The sequence below is a fragment of the Streptomyces sp. NPDC057617 genome (assembly GCF_042800555.1).
GTDB lineage: Bacteria > Actinomycetota > Actinomycetes > Streptomycetales > Streptomycetaceae > Streptomyces.
Genome location: NZ_JBHVGV010000004.1, coordinates 207675 through 222473 on the forward strand (window position 1 = coordinate 207675; position 14799 = coordinate 222473).

General features: G+C 68.3%; 13 protein-coding genes and 1 pseudogene. 3 read left to right on the top strand and 11 right to left on the bottom strand.

The window, feature by feature from the left end:
• Positions 1-67 precede the first annotated feature (67 nt).
• The 8 genes from ACFU9P_RS12515 to ACFU9P_RS12550 all read right to left on the bottom strand — a co-directional run bounded on the left by ACFU9P_RS12515 (position 68) and on the right by ACFU9P_RS12550 (position 6667).
• Positions 68-1114, bottom strand: a complete 1047-nt coding sequence (locus ACFU9P_RS12515) for a phosphotransferase (RefSeq protein ID WP_384079369.1) — start codon at positions 1112-1114, stop codon at positions 68-70.
• 124 nt (positions 1115-1238) lie between these two features.
• Entirely contained in the window at positions 1239-2483 is a 1245-nt protein-coding gene (locus tag ACFU9P_RS12520) for an acyl-CoA dehydrogenase family protein (protein WP_384079372.1), read from the bottom strand.
• Between the two features lie 87 nt (positions 2484-2570).
• Positions 2571-3224 carry a GAF domain-containing protein gene (locus ACFU9P_RS12525; RefSeq protein WP_384079375.1) on the bottom strand — a complete coding sequence of 218 codons (654 nt, stop codon included), beginning with the start codon at positions 3222-3224 and terminating at the stop codon, positions 2571-2573.
• Positions 3224-3808, bottom strand: a complete 585-nt coding sequence (locus tag ACFU9P_RS12530) for an ATP/GTP-binding protein (RefSeq protein ID WP_384079378.1) — start codon at positions 3806-3808, stop codon at positions 3224-3226. The genes ACFU9P_RS12525 and ACFU9P_RS12530 overlap by 1 nt, the downstream gene beginning before the upstream one ends.
• A gap of 22 nt (positions 3809-3830) precedes the next feature.
• Complete coding sequence (locus ACFU9P_RS12535) at positions 3831-4256, bottom strand: DUF742 domain-containing protein (RefSeq protein WP_384079381.1); 426 nt, start codon at positions 4254-4256, stop codon at positions 3831-3833.
• Entirely contained in the window at positions 4256-4672 is a 417-nt protein-coding gene (locus tag ACFU9P_RS12540; protein WP_384079384.1) for a roadblock/LC7 domain-containing protein, read from the bottom strand. Before ACFU9P_RS12540 ends, ACFU9P_RS12535 begins: the two co-directional genes overlap by 1 nt.
• A gap of 142 nt (positions 4673-4814) precedes the next feature.
• Positions 4815-6338, bottom strand: coding sequence for an ATP-binding protein (locus ACFU9P_RS12545; protein ID WP_384079387.1), 1524 nt, complete (start codon positions 6336-6338; stop codon positions 4815-4817).
• A gap of 38 nt (positions 6339-6376) precedes the next feature.
• Complete coding sequence (locus ACFU9P_RS12550) at positions 6377-6667, bottom strand: hypothetical protein (protein ID WP_384079390.1); 291 nt, start codon at positions 6665-6667, stop codon at positions 6377-6379.
• 317 nt (positions 6668-6984) lie between these two features.
• Here ACFU9P_RS12550 and ACFU9P_RS12555 point away from each other — a divergent pair.
• Together ACFU9P_RS12555 and ACFU9P_RS12560 are read left to right on the top strand one after the other, a co-directional pair.
• Positions 6985-7137: pseudogene (locus tag ACFU9P_RS12555) on the top strand (transcriptional regulator); the annotation flags it as partial.
• A 114-nt stretch (positions 7138-7251) separates the two neighbouring features.
• Positions 7252-8211, top strand: a complete 960-nt coding sequence (locus ACFU9P_RS12560) for a transcriptional regulator (RefSeq protein WP_384080079.1) — start codon at positions 7252-7254, stop codon at positions 8209-8211.
• Between the two features lie 70 nt (positions 8212-8281).
• Here the strand turns inward: ACFU9P_RS12560 and cutA are convergent, their stop codons facing one another.
• Positions 8282-8611 carry a divalent-cation tolerance protein CutA gene (gene cutA / locus ACFU9P_RS12565; RefSeq protein ID WP_384079393.1) on the bottom strand — a complete coding sequence of 110 codons (330 nt, stop codon included), beginning with the start codon at positions 8609-8611 and terminating at the stop codon, positions 8282-8284.
• Positions 8612-8747: 136 nt separating this feature from the next.
• Between cutA and ACFU9P_RS12570 the strand changes: the two genes are divergently transcribed.
• Positions 8748-8933, top strand: coding sequence for a transposase domain-containing protein (locus tag ACFU9P_RS12570; RefSeq protein WP_384079396.1), 186 nt, complete (start codon positions 8748-8750; stop codon positions 8931-8933).
• Between the two features lie 309 nt (positions 8934-9242).
• Here the strand turns inward: ACFU9P_RS12570 and ACFU9P_RS12575 are convergent, their stop codons facing one another.
• Together ACFU9P_RS12575 and ACFU9P_RS12580 are read right to left on the bottom strand one after the other, a co-directional pair.
• On the bottom strand, positions 9243-10019 hold the full coding sequence (locus ACFU9P_RS12575) for a hypothetical protein (protein WP_384079399.1): 777 nt from the start codon (positions 10017-10019) through the stop codon (positions 9243-9245).
• A gap of 13 nt (positions 10020-10032) precedes the next feature.
• Positions 10033-14796 carry a putative T7SS-secreted protein gene (locus ACFU9P_RS12580; protein WP_384079402.1) on the bottom strand — a complete coding sequence of 1588 codons (4764 nt, stop codon included), beginning with the start codon at positions 14794-14796 and terminating at the stop codon, positions 10033-10035.
• Between the last annotated feature and the right edge of the window lie 3 nt (positions 14797-14799).

The following is a 14799-nucleotide window of genomic DNA, read 5'->3' on the forward strand; positions in this document are numbered from 1 at the left end:
TACTCCTTGCAGAGCTGGAAGGGATGTGCGTGGATTTCGTCGGGCCGGTTGGCTGGGCGAACCGAGATCATCGCGGGACGCCCGCGGTCCGCAAGCGTGAGACAAGTCGGACGAGTTGCTCGCAGGCCGCCGCAGGATCGTCTTCCGCGGCGAGCTGGTAGAGGTCACGCGCCGGAATGAGGTGGATGTCTCCGGCGCGTCGTCGATCGAGCCAAAGAACGAGGCGCCAAGCCAACGCTGGACCCGTGGAGCCAAGTTGACTGACGATTCCGATGGGCAATCGGTGAGGTCTTGCTGCTGTGTAGATCAAGTCGCGTATGACATGGAAGGTCGCATCGGCCTGATCGCACATGGCAGGGCCTCGTCCACTCGCCTCCCAATCGACTATGTGAAGGCGGTCGCCGTCGAACAGGAGGTGCTCAGGCTTGAGGTCGCCGTGCAGGTATACCGTAGGGAGTTCGTCGCAGGACACAAGGGCATCCTCCAGGTCATGCCACCAGGAGAGTTGCCGACAGCGACTGGAGAGCTGGTCGAGAAGGAATCCGCGGTTGGACCCGAGCATGTCGCCGGGGCGCCACCGCCAACCTGAGCCGGGGCATAGGCCGGCAACTCCGCGATGGAACTGGTGAGTCGCTGTGATGACGTGCCGGACGAAGCCCTGGACTCCTCGTGCGGTGCGGATTGAGCAGGGCTTCCCCGGCACGGCTCCGAACACGGCCCAGGGGTGGGCCCCGTATTCGCCAGTCGACACCACAGAAGGGACTGAAAAGCCCCATCCGGCAGCGATTCTGAGCGCATGTACCTCGCGACGTCGCCTCTCGTGTGGGGTGATGGTGCGATAGACCTTGAGCAGTGAACTCCCGTCGAGGGACCATCGCGTGATCGAGTTGGGCTTCACCGCCGCTGGCCCGTACCCCGCAAGCTGAGGGCCGGCAGTACCGGTCTGCGATGCGCTACTTGCCATGATGTTGCCCCTCCCTGTGATCAATGTGGTCTTCGACGACCTCGTGAGCGTGTTGCGCGGCACCGTCGACAGCGGTGTCGAAGTACGTCCTCCCGGCGGCATAGGATCGTCGGCCTCAGCCCGGCCACCAGCTCGTGCATGGCCCAGCATTTGCCCAGGTCACCCTTGCCGTTCAGTTTGAAGTTGCAGGTGGCGATCTTGATCTGGCCCACTACGTAATCCTTGGCATCATGTACCGCTTCAAACGGTGATCTGGGAGTGAGGGGGTGTGGTGTCAGCCGGGGGTGGGTTCGATGGGTGTCCAGGAGGATTCGGTGGCCAGGCGTTCGGACCACTCGACGAAGCCGGTGCCGAGTGCGGTTTTGGCGAGGTGGATACGCTGGAACTCGCCGGTGCCGGCAGGCGGGTAGGTGTGCTGGATGTCGCGGAAGAGGCGTTGGAGCGGGTAGTCGGTGTCCAGGGCACGGGCGCCGTGCAGCTCCATAGCGTCCTGGGCTGATCGGGCGGCGAGCTGATGGCCGGTGTGTTTGGCGCCGATCAGATGGTTATCGCAGGCCACCTTGCGGTCGAGGAGGTCGACGGCCTGGTAGGCGATGGTCTGGGCGGTCTGAAGGCGGGCCTGCATACCGCCGAGGCGGTCTTGTACAACGGGCAGGTCGGACAGGTGCCCGCCGTAACGGGCGCGGCTGCTGAGATAGGTGGCGGTGGTGTCGACGAGGGCTTCGTGGATACCGAGACTGAGGGCGGTCAGATTGGGACGGCCGTAGAGGATGCTGCTGCTCTGCGCCACATACAGGCCCTCTCCGACGTTCCCGAGCATGTTGGCGGCGGGTATGCGTACGCGGTCGAGATGGAGGCGGCCGGCGGTGAACCCGCGCAGGCCCAACCCAGCCCGGTGCGGGTCAACCGTCAAGCCCTTGCAGCCGTGTTCGACGAGGAACGCGGTCAGTGCCTTGGAAGCGGTGACGTCCGGAGGGGCGGTGCGGGCGACGACGATGTGCATGCCAGCGAGGTGGCTGTTGCCTATGTGGGCCTTGCTGCCGGTGATCAACCATGTGTCCCCGTCGCGCTCGGCAACGGTCTCGATGCCGCCGATATGCCCGCCGGCGCGGGGTTCGGTGACTGCAATCGACAGCAGCACCGTCCCGTCGGCCGCCAGCGGCAGCCACCGCGTTTTCTGCTCGGCGGTGCCCCAGTGCTGGAGGGCACCGATGGGGATCAGACCGGCTTGGAGGATCGCTGCCGCAGTCGCGGAGACCGCCGCGAGACGATGGATCAGCACTGTTTTGGCCACGTGCCCGGCCCCCAGCCCTCCGTACTCGGCGGGGATCGTCACCCCGAACCAGCGCCGCCCGGCCATGAGCCGAGACAGCTTGCGCTCGACTTTGTGCGGGGCGGCTTCCATGCGTTCCACTCGGGACGCGACGTGGCGGGCGGTGAACTCTTCAGCTTCTGACCACAGGTGCTCATGGGCAGGCGTGAGGTAAGGGGCGAGCGCGGCGGGCGGTGCGGCGGACATGGTCGTCTCCCTCTCCTGTGCGGGGTCCCAAGGCGGGTGCGGCCTGTTCTCATTGGCGTGGGTTGCCGGGTGGGGGCGAAGCCGAGGTCAGTGGACTGGTGTGCCGGGGGTGAGGGTGCGCATGACATCAGCGCCGGTGGCCTTGACGATGTCGAGGAGGCGGCGGGCGTCGGCGCGGGGACGGACCTCGGGGTCGATCCCACACACGGTGCCCAAGGTGATGCCGGTCTCCTGGTGGATCAGCGGGGCGCCGAAGTACGAGCGGATGCCCACCGCGTCGGCGACGTAATTGCCTGAGAAGCGCGGGGAGGCATGGACGTCGTGCAGGGGCAGGCCCTTCTTCCGCTTGACCACTGCGGGGCACCAGCCATGATTGAGGCTCATAGTGCGGCCGAGGATCAGGTGGCCGCTGTCGGGCGGCGGGTTGTGTAGGCCGACGAACGTTTGGTCGGCGCGGAAGATGTTAACGAACCCGTAGAGCATGCCGGTCGCCTCGGCGAGGTGGTGCGCGAAGTCATCCATCAGGTCGTCCGCGAAGGTGGGCACGCCCAGGCGTTGGATCAGCTCCTCGCGGGCCTGCTGCTCGGCCAGTTCCTGGGCCCGGGCCCCGCTGATCATCGGCTCGCCCGGGTGGACCGCACCGGTCGGCGGCACGATCACCTCATGCCGGGTGGGAACAGATCGCAGGCCGGGAAACTGGCGGACCAGCGGAGACGGGAGGGTGGTGGTGTGCTGTGGCATCAGGCATCCAGAAGAGTCGAGGTTGAAGACGGGGACAGGGCGTGGTCGACGAGGCGGAGCAGGACCCCGGCGACCGAGTCGGGCCGGCGGGCGTCGCAGGTCACCACGGGGACGCTGGAGTGGAGGGCGAAGGCGTGACGGATATCCTGCGCGAGGTAGCGGTGCGCGCCGTCGAACTCGTTGACAGCCACGACGAACGGCAGACTGGCCCGTTCGCAGAAGGTGACCGCCGGAAAGCTGACCTCCAGACGGCGGGTGTCGGCCAGGACGACGGCCCCCACCGCGCCTCGGGCCAGGTCGTACCAGAGGTCGATAAACCTGTCCTGGCCCGACGTGCCGAACAGCATTAGTTCCATGGGTATCGGCCGCGTGAGGGTGAGGCGGCCGAAGTCGAAGGCCACCGTGGTGGTTGCCTTCGCCTCCACCCCGTTCAGGCTGTCGGTAGCGGCGCTGGCTTGGGTCAGGTACTCCTCGGTGCTGACGGGCTCGATTTCGCTGACCGTCCCCACGGCGGTGGTCTTGCCGACCCCGAATCCCCCTGCGATAAGGATCTTCAGCACGGCAGGGCCGTCGGCCCGCGGCATCGTGGTCCCGGAGGGAAGCGGGTCAACTGGCCTTGTTGACGGCGTCGGGCCATTTGAGGGCGAGACCGGCACGGAGTGCCTCCAGGAGCTGTCGGTTCGGGCGGTCCCCGGCAGGGGAGTCGGAGGGCGTGTAGGGGGTGGTGAGAGACAGCACCAGGACACGGGCGTCGATCAGGTCCGAGATCAGTACCCGGGTCGCGGTCAGCGGGAGGCCAATCGTGCCCGCCAGTTCCGCCACTGAGCGGCGCCGCTGTCGGCACAGGGTCGTGATCTGCCGGTACTCCCCCTCGGACAGTCCCGGACCTGCTCTGCCGTCCCCGGCTTCCAAGGCGGTCTCCGGGCTGAGCAGGTGGCGGTGGCGCGTGCGGCCCCGAGTCACGAGGTAGGGCCGTACGAACGCGGCGGCCGTCCTCGCGGATTGCGGCGTGCGCCTGATGGGCCTGGTCATCAGGCGATGCGGACGGCCGCGACCATGTACGGGGCGAACCGGTCCACCAGGTGGCCCATCTCGTATCCCACCGTGCCCGCATTCGCCTTGGGCTCGGCGATCACCGCGAGCACCGTGTCGACCACGCCATTGGTGTTGCCGGGGCGGTTGGGGAAGGCCGCACTGGTCCCGGCGATGGACACGAAGATCAGTCCGTCCTCGCGCTCGATGAGGGCCAGCTTCAGCGCTTCCTTGCCGCCGCGCGGACCGGGGATGTTCTCGGCCAGGGACGCGAGCGTGCCCAGGGTTGCGGACCACTTGTCGGACGAGTCCTTGTGGATGCCGCTGTCCACGAGCGTCAGCCCGTCCCGCGAGATCAGCAACGCGTGCGTGACCTCGGGGACGGTCTGTGCGAACTCCTCAAGCATGCGGGCCATCTGTTGGACCGCTCCGTTCTGGCCACTCGGAGTCGCCGTCACGGTGTCGCCGTTCGTTTGCTGCCTGTCGTGAGTCATGGGAAATCGCTCCTGCGGATACGTGACCTGCCTCGGGCGCCCCGGGCGGGCCGTCGGTGGGGGGCTATGGCTGTGCGGCTGGCGGCTTTGGGGCTTCCGGGCCGTCGGTAGGGGCGTGACCGTCTTGGCCGCGGGCAGCGTTGATACCACCTCTGAACGCGCCCGCCAGGTCATAACGGGGCCCAGTAACCGGGGCCGCAGGCCGCGTAGGCTCCGGCACGTCCAGATGCTCCAGCACTCGCCGGGGCAGCGGCGGCGCACCGGCTGCCGGCGCGGTCCCAGCATCAGCAGGCGCCGGTGGAGCGCCCGCGGGCGGTGTGGACGGCGTCGCGCCGACCAGCACGCTGGACCGGGAGGACGGCGCAGCCGGCGGAGGGGCGAGCGCGGCGGCGGGACCGGAAGAATCCTCGGGAGCCGTCATCTGCACCAGAAGCTTGGCGGGGACGACCACCTGGGCGGTCGTTCCCCCGGTCGGACTCTCCATCAACCGCACGGATATACCGTGACGGCGGCCGATCTTCGCCGCAGTGAGCAGACCGATACGTCCCTCACGGACCTGGGCACTCACATCGACCTGCCCGGGATCTGCCAGCAGCAGGTTCAACTGCTCCCGTTGCGCCGCACGCATCGGGATGGCGACCTCGTCCTCGACCTCGACCACTAGACCCGTCGCCACCTGACGGGCCCGCACCCGCACCTTCGACACCGGGTTGGAAAACTGCGTGGCGTTGTCGACGAGTTCGGCCAGCAGGTGCGTCAGGTCCGGCCCCACATGCCGGGGTAGACCGAGCTCGACACCCACCGTTCCCGCCGCCGTCGACACACGCGAGTAGTGCAGAACCTCCTGAACCGCGCCTCGCAGAACCTCCGTCACGCTCACCGGCTGCCAGGCACTGCGCAGCGATTCTCCCGCCAGCACCGCCTTGCTCTCCACCCAGCGCCGCATCCGCGTCACCAGATGATCAAGTTTGTATAGCGAGTCCAGCAGATCGGGATCCTCGGTCAGATCCTGCAACTCGTCCAGCAGCTTCAACGCCCGGTCGATCAACGCATGTTCACGTCGGGAGAGCTGATGCAGCATCGACACCAGCACCGCCGACTGCGACTCGTCGTGAACACGGACCAAAGCGGCAACCGCCTGTACCTGAACCTCATCCAGCAGGGCCACTGCCTCATTGGCCGGTCCCGCCCTCTCCTGGAGCGGAGCACTCCCGGGCATCGCCGGCGTGCCGCCCCGGCACAACTCCTCCGCCGTCCACAGCACGGACTTCCCCACTGCGGCCACCGCCTCGGTGACCTTCCGCAATCCCTCCTCGCGTACACGCTCAACGGCTACCGCCACTGCCCGTGCCCGCTGAACCCCGACCACAACGGCCGCCACCAGCCCACACGCCACTGCGGCCAGCAGGTGCCCAGTCGGAACCTGAACAGTGCTCCAAGCGATCAGGGCCGCGCCCAGCACGGCCAAGACGATGACGAGCGGGGCGGCGACCGCCGCCCGGACGTGCTCCAGCACGTAACGGTCCACGGGCGGGCGATGCCGTTTGCGGCGGCGGTGCGTGACCAGGCCGCGCGCTTCGGTGTTCATTTTGCTCCCGTTTGGATCTAATGATCGGTAATCGGTGCTCACTGGGCATTACCTGCGAGATCAAGGACTTCGACGGCGGCGTCCCCGGACGTGATCCGCCCGATCTGTTCGTGAGCGGCTGGCGGAATCAGTTGCTCGGCGGCTGCGATCAGATTCCGGAACGTGTGGTTCAGGGTTTTGGGGGATGGGGTGACGCGGTTCGGCAACCAGGCGCGGGACCGTAGGCAGGTCTCGGGGTCGGCGACAAGCTGAAGCCCGCGGCCGGACTCCTTACCGTTGTCGAGGTTTCCCAGTACCGCGCCATCCGGGTTCCGATCGGTCACCGTCACGCGGGCCTCGCCACAGGCCACCGAGACCCGGAGGACCGTGCGCGTGCGGCCCCACCGACATGTCTGCACGTACTGGTTTGGGCCCACTGTCCTTGGGAGTTGACCTCTCGCCTGGCGCGCAGGCATCGGCCGCGATGCTGTCTGTGCTGCCCTGGCTGTGAGGGGCTGCCTTTCGGAGCGTGGTCATGTGCCCATCGGACCGCGTGACGATGCCGCCCAACAGGGGAATCAAGAGGGGGAAAAAATCTGTCAAGGGGGAAACCACAGTGCGGAATTAAGGACATGATTGGATTCCATCCACTGACAAGGGCACACTCATGCCAGCAGATCCGTTCGCCGAACTACTCCTCCGGCTCCGTAAGGAAGCGGGACGAACCCAGGAGCAGCAGGCAGCCGCGATCAACGCTGTGTCTGGCCGACACACCGTGACCCGCCGAGAGATCAACCGTTACGAGCACTCTGAGAACATCCCGACAAACCACACACTTGCGCATATCGCTGTGGCCTGCGGTCTCCCATTTGAGGAGCTACAGAGGGAAGCCAGGGCCGCTCGTGCCAGGCGGAGAAAGGAGGACCGGGACGACGTGAAGCGCCGCACGCTACTTGGGGGCGCCGCTGTTGGAGCGGCTACCGCCGCCGAACCGTGGGGACGGCTTGCCTTCGCTCTCAGCAAGGGATCCACGATCGATTCGCACGCTGTGGCGGCGCTCGTTGATCGAGCCGCCGAACTGCACCTAAGCGAGCTGAACCTCAGCGGTCGCCGACTGCAAGGCGTGGTCGAATCACACCTGGACGCGATCACCGCCGCTCTGACTCATGCCGGCGAGCATGAGCGGGCTCTCACGATCGCCGCCGGTGAGACCGCTGCCCTTGCCGGATGGGTGGCCTGGGACCTGGGGGAACACCAAAAAGCTGGCGCCTACTACACGGTCACATCGGAGTGTGCAGAGGCCGCCGGGCACCCGCCATTGAGGGGGCTCGCCTTGACCTACGCCAGCTATGGCGCCGCCACGCCGAAGAAGGCATTGGAACTGCTGTCCCAGGCGGCTCAGGATGTCCGGGGCCATGGCAACGCAACCGCTGCTGCCTGGGTCCACGGCAGGCAGGCCGAGGAGGCGGCTCAGGCCGGAGATGAGACAGGCGCGATGCGTGCGCTGGAGCGTGCCCGCTTCGCCTACGACTTCGCGGATCACGTCAATGAACAAGCGTGGGTCCGGTTCGTGACCCCGCACCGGATGGACTCGCTGGCGCTCTCGGTGTACGGGCACTTGCGGCGCAAGGAATTGACCACCACCGCGGACAGCGCGGTAGCACGTTTAGGAGAGGCTCTACCGGAATCCGGCGTTGTCGTCCTGGGTGATCTGGCCTCGGCGCTGCTTCGCGGAGGTGACGTCGACCGAGGGGTCTACGTCTCACATGCGTTTGCGGCTGCGGCACGGTCCAAGCCCAACACCATGGGTAGGGAGCGAGCCCGGACAGTTGCGGCCCAGCTTCCCAGCAGGGAACGAGAACTCTCTCACCACCTGGAGCAATTCGCGTCCTGAGTCCGCACTCCGCCGCTGCCAGCGGACGGGCACTCGGGACGCGAACGCTGATGCGCGCGGGGTCTGGGCGTTACGCCGGAGTTGTCTCCTCGACAACCCAAGACAGGTACGCCTCGGACCCTCCGGTCACGGGAAGAGTGATCCACTCCGGAACTTCGTAAGTGTGCTGTTCCGCTACCCACGCCGCGAGGTCCGGGAGTCGGTCCGTGGTGGTCTTGTACGAGATTCGCCACTCCTGCGCGGTCTCGATGGCACCCTTCCACCTGTAGACGGCTGTGAACGGCGCATCGATGTGGGCGCATGCCGCCAACTGGTTCTCAACAGCCCCCCGTGCCAACGCCTTCGCCCGGTCCTCGTCGTCAATGGTCGTCTGCGCAATCACAATCTCACTGTTGGCCATACAACTACCTCTCCTCTCGGTGTAACACGACTCTACCCAGCCGACTTACTTACATCTGAAGGAATTGAGGCGCAGGCTCTTCGCCTATCTCGGCTGAAGCGCCACCTGTGACAACCGTGTCCTTGTACGAGGGCATTTGAGACTTCGGTCCTGGTTGGACAGCGCGTACACCCTCGTCTTCGAGACGGTCGATGAAGTCCTGGCCGAGACCGACAGGACACAGCAGCGGATATGGGACTTGCCCTCGCGTGTAGTGGTGTACCTGCTGCTGACCGGGGTCCTGTTTCCCGGGATCGGCTGGCTACAGATCGGCAGCGGTTGACGGCAGGCATGGAAGGACTGCCGACAGCGACTCCGACGGCAGGCGCACTGGCGCAGGCGAATCCGGGCCCGGCCGCTGCGCAGGCTGTTCGACCTGCTGCGCGGACCGGCCGCCGCGATCGGCACAGTGGGGGCTCGGTGGCGGGGCCCACTCGTCTGCGCGATCGACGGCACGCTGACGGCCGTGCCTGACAGTCCGGCGAACCAGGCCGAGTTGAGAATCCCCTCGGCTACTCGGCGTACTAGGAGGCGGGCGGCGTCTGCCGCTGGTCGTCCGCGATGTTGCCATGGGCGGGGTCAGGCCGGTGGTTCACGGCTTCTGTTCGGTTGGCGGGTCGGCGTAGTCCTCGACCAGGTTGCTGATGAGTGCGAGCAGTGCGTCGGCTCGGTGGCGGTCCTCGCGCTGGTGCCGTAGGGCCAGATCGACTGCCCGGAGCCGGTTCAGGGCGGCCGGCTCTCGGTCGAACACGTCGTCAAACACCGGTGTGGTGGCCAGCTCCAGGCACTCGGCGAACAACTGCCGGGTGGCTTGGGACGGCGTGGCGGAGTCGGGGGCTGCGAAACCGGTGGTCAGGTACCGCGCGGGATCGGTGAGGCTCCAGCCGACGAAGGCGCCGCCCTGGACCAGGAGCGCCACGTCGGGGGCGATGCCGATCCGGGCCTCCACGGGCTTGTCGAGGACATCGAGGTCGCGAAGGCACGTCAGGACGGTGTCTTCGGGGGTGCGGCAGAGCACCGTGGTCGCCTCCAGGCGGAAATCCCGGGCCTCGTCCGCGCGCAGCCCGCCTGGGCGGACGGCGGGCGTGACGGGAACACGGACGCAGTCCTCGGCGGGAGCGGACTCACCGGGCAGTTGCAACTGGGCAGCGGCCAATTGCCGTTCGGACCGGTCGAACCGGAGCTCGTCAGGTGTGTCCCAGAGCAAGTCCCGGCTACCGAACGTGTCCACGAGGAGCCGCTCATGTTCCGCCACGTCCCTGTACTCCCCGAGGCGCACACGCTGGCCCGCGAAATCGAAACGCGGGGTGACGTGCAGGGGATCGCCCGCCACCGTCGCGGACCAGTCTTCGCCGAATGTCAGTCTCATGGTGAATGCCGCCTCATCGGATCTGCACTGCCGGAGGCATGTAGCCGTCCTTGGCCGGAATCCTGCCCTCCACGATGTCCGTGTGGGTAATCGGCCCACCGGGGTCGGTCGGCGAGCCGCCGAGCGCCCCTGCCCCGGATTCGCCCCTGATCCCCGACGGGCCGTATGCCGTGATGGCCTGACCCGCGGTGGAGCCGGGGCCCCGGGTCACCACGATGTCCTCGCCCTGCCGGAAGATGAGGTTTCCTGCGCCTCCCGTCGAGTGGTACACCGCGTCCGGGTTCTTCAGGATCTCCAGGACGCGCTCGTCCGTGAAGCCGTGCCTGGTGTCACCGTGGTAGTCGGGGTCCTTTCTCAGACGACCGTCCTCCGCCCTCTCGACGACCCCGTCCGCGACCTTGAGGACCCGCTGCTGAGCCTTCTCCTCCTTCGTGTACTTGGGCATGAGACCCAGCCGGTCGGACCCGATGTACGGGTTGTCCACGTAGGCGACGGGGTTCGGGGCGGGAGCGAGGCCGAGGGGGTCCGGGGAGGTGTAGCGGCCGGTTTCCGGGTCGTAGTGGCGGAAGACGTTGTAGTGGAGGCCGGTTTCGGGGTCGTAGTACTGGCCCGGGAAGCGAAGAGGCGTGTATGTGCTGCTGCCGTGGGCCCAGGCGGTGGTGCCCCACAGGGTGGCCCGGGAGCGCCACGCGATGTCGCCGGACTCGTCGATCAGTTCGGTGGGCGTGCCGATGAGGTCCGTGGCGATGACGAAGAAACGGCGGTCGATCTCCTCCTGACGGTCGTCGGCCGTGAGAATGCGCTCGGTCTGGGCCAGGGGGACGTGGGCACGGTGGTCCCAGGTGAGGGCGACCGTGCGCGGGACGCCCGGCTGGTGGCTGGTCTGTTCGCACAGGGTGAGGCCGTCCCAGGTGAAGCGGACCTCCTCGACCACGCTCTCGCCGTCGGCCGCCAGGCGCTGCTTCGCGCTGCGGCGGCCCAGGGGGTCGTAGCGGTACCTCCACCGTGTCCCGTCGGGCGTGGTCACGGAGGTGAGGCGGTTCTCCGTGTCCCACGCGTAGCGCCAGGTGTCGGGCTTGCGGGAGAGGCGGGTCTTCTGCCGGAGGGTGAGACGGCCGAGGGCGTCGTGTTCGAAGCGGACGCCTCCGGCGCGGGTGATGGTGGTGCCGTTGTAGGCGCGCGATCCGGTGGCCTCGCTGCCGGGGTGGCGGGACGGCCAGGATGCCGAGGTCTGGTTGCCGGCGGCGTCGTAGGCGTACCGCTCCGTCCAGCCCTGGGCGTGGACGGCGGTGACCCGGCCCGCCTGGTCGAGGTCGAAGGTGCGGGTGCCCGACAACTGGTCGACGACGGAGGTCAGGTGACCGTCGGCGCGGTAGGAGTAAGCGCGGCTGTTGACGGCACGCGTTCCAGCGGTGATGGTCTGCGCGGAAAGCCGGCCGGCCTCGTCCCAGGCGGAGGTCATGGTGACCATGTCGCCGAAAACGCGGGCGAGTTCCCGGCCGGCGGCGTCGTGGGTGAAGTTGACGCGGTGATCTCCGGTGGTCAGCCGCAGGGGTCGTCCGTCGGAGCCGTAGGCGTAGCTGGTGACATGACCGGTGGGTGTGGTACGGCGCTTGCGGCGGCCGAGTTCGTCGTAGGCGTAGACGACGGGACGGCCGTCCACCAGTTCGGTCTTGACGTGGCCGCGGCGGTCGTACTGGTACCGGAGGTCGCTGTCCGGTCCGACTGCCTCAAGGAGGCGTCCGGCCCTGTCGTAGGCGTAGGCCGTCGTCCGGCCGTCGACGTCCTTGCGGATCACCTGGCCGAGCTGGTCGCGGACGAACGAGATGGTGCCGCCGAGCCCGTCGGTGCGGGCGGCGAGCCGGCCCGCGGCGTCCACCCGGTAGGTCAGCGTACGTCCGTCGAAGTCGGTCTCGGAGACGGTGTTGCCAGCCGCGTCGTACTCGTAACTCCAGTTCAGGCCCTGCGGGTTGACCACGCGGGTGAGGCGCAGGGCGGCGTCGTGCTCGAACTCGTAGCGTGCGCCACCGGGTCGGGTGCTGGCGAGCGGCAGGTCGAAGTGGGTGTACTCGAAGCGGGAGACGCCACCGGACGCGTCGGTGTGGCTGGTGCAGTTGCCCTCACCGTCGTAGGTCCACGACTCCGTGGCACCGCCGGGGTCCGTGCGGTACGCGAGCTGCCCATCGACGTTCCATCCCAGGCGGGTGAGCCCTCCCGCCGGGTCGGTGACGCGGACGGGGCGGCCGAGGGCGTCGCGCTCCGTGCGGGTCGTGGAGCCCGTCGGGTCGGTCACCTCGACGGGCAGCCCCGCCGCGTCGCACACCACGCGTGTCGTGGCTCCGAGGGCGTCGGTGACCGAGGTGAGCCGGCCGGCGTGGTCGTAGGTGCAACGGGTGATGGAGCCAGCCTGGTCGGTGACCGTCGTGCGGTTGCCGCGTTCGTCGAACTCGTAAACCGTGCACGCGCCGTCCGGGCCGAGGATCTCCACCGGCAGGCCGAACAGGCCGCGCACCGTGCGCAGTTCGCTTCCGTCGGGACGGGTGGCGGTTATGAGCCGACCGTCCTCGTCGTAGGAGAAGGCGGTGGTGGCGCCCAGCGGGTCGGTGCGGGTCAGCAGGTTGCCGCTCGTGTCGTAGGCGAAGCGGGTGGTGTGGCCGAGTGGGTCGGTGGTGGCCAGGACACGGCAGCCGCGGCCGATCAGGTGCCGGGTGGCCCGGCCGTCGGCGGTGGTCAGGACCGTCGTCCGGTGGCCGGTCGCCGCGTCGGGTTCGGAGTAGGCCAGGGTGATCTGGACGTGGCCGGCCTCGCCGCCCTCGGCGATGACGCGGTGCAGGTCGTCGTAGACGTAGTCGTAACGGCTGTTGTTGGAGTCGGTCCAGGCGATGACCCGGCGGCGGTCGTCATAGACGAAGGTGGTGGCGGCGCCGGAAGGCCGGGTGACGGCGCTGAGATTGCCGTCCTCGTAGCCGTAACCCATCAGGGGCAGGTCCGCGCCGTCCTCGCCCGCGCCGACCAGGCACAGGGCCGTGACCCGGCCGTCGGCGACGGACAGCTTCACCTGGTGGCCCGCCGAGTGGACCAGGGCCAGCGGCAGGCCGTCGGCCAAACGGTCGAGGGTGACCGTATGGCCGTTGCGGTCGCTGATCTGAGTCAGCCAGGCGTCGCCGTCGTCGCCAGGCTCACTGCCGGACGGGGCGGTGAAATGGCGGGTCAGCCCGGTGTCGGGGTCGGTGACCGTGTAGTCGCCTTCCGCGTCGCGGGCCAGCAGGGTGCGGGCCCTGCCCGTCGCCGACCGGGTGGGTGCGCCAGGCACCGGGTGCGGGTACGGGATCAGGAGCCCGTCTGCGGTGACGTGGACGACACCGACGGCATCGATCTCCAGACGCTCGTCGACGGTGGACGACCACGAGGGCCCCAGGAAGCGGCCGACCGCGCAACCCGACTCGGTGCGGCGGGTGAAGACCAGCGGCAGAATGCCGGGGAGTTCGACGTCGGTCTGCGGCAGGAACATCCGGCCCGAGGCCAGGTCCACCGGGTCCGTGCCGTCTGTGGTGCGCTCGCCGTCGGGGCGATTGTGGGTGCCGTCCGGGGCATCGTCGATCAGCCTGCGCGCACGGTTCGCGGCGGCGGCCGCATCCGCGGCGTCCATGGCCAGCCGCGCACCCTTGACGCCAGCCCCCGCGCCCCCGGTCGCCGCCGTCAGCAGCAGGTCGGGGACGAGCCGGCCGAAGCCCTCGGCCGGGTCCCGCATGAAGTCGGTGACCATCTGACGGCCCGCGCCCCACGGGTCGTTCGCCACCTGCACCAGCCCGGCCGCCGTGCTGTTCAGCGACGTCAAATACTCTGCCGGATGCGTGATGTTGTACGGGTCGGTCGGATTGATCCCCCGTACGAACGTGGCCAGCCCGGCCGTCCCTCTGACGATGCCCGCACCGAAGTGTGTCTGCATGACCTGGAGTTCGTCCAGACCGTCCATGGCCTGCTCGCCGTACGAAGGCTTCTGCGGGGCCGCGTCCCGCGCCGTCCGTACCGCCGCACGCGCCGTCTCCGCCGCCGAATTGCGCTGATGGCGGGCCTCGGCCAGCAGCTCCTGCGCCCCCTCCATCCGCGCCCGGCCGGGATCGGTGAACGCGCCGGGCCGGGTGGGCAGGGAAGCCGGGTCGCGCTGGTCGGCGGGCTGCGCGTTGTAACGGTCGACGGCCTGGTTGTACGTGTCAACCCGCCCGTTGTACGCATCCCGAGCCGACTCCGACGCCTCCGTACCCGCCTTCCACTTGTCGATCGCCGTCTGCGCCTGCCCCTGCGCCCATTCCACCGTGTCCGCGAAGGCCTCCAGCGCACCGGCCGCCTGCTCGCACGCGTCCGCCGCCCGCAGCCACTTCGGCGGCTCGACCGACACCGTCTCCCGGAACGCGTCGGCCGCCTCGCCCCGGATCGAGTCCGAGTTCAGACTCCGCAGGCCCTCACCGACCTCGGTAAACGCGTTCTGGAAATCGCGCAGATGGGAGACCGTGCTCCGGATCTTGCCCGGACTTCCGTAGATCAGCTTGGTCTTGTCCTCGGTCTGGCCGAGATCCAACTCGTCGACCTGGGCGCCCATCCGGTTCGCCAGCGAACCCGACTGCTCACGCACCCAGTCCGCACCGGACTGCCAGCCCACGTCCTCCAGCCGGTCCGCGGTCCACCGGCCGGCGTCCTCGACACGGTTACCGACCCACTTGGTGCCGCCTTCGACCGCGTCCTCAACGACATCCGGAACGAAATCACCGATACCCATGGC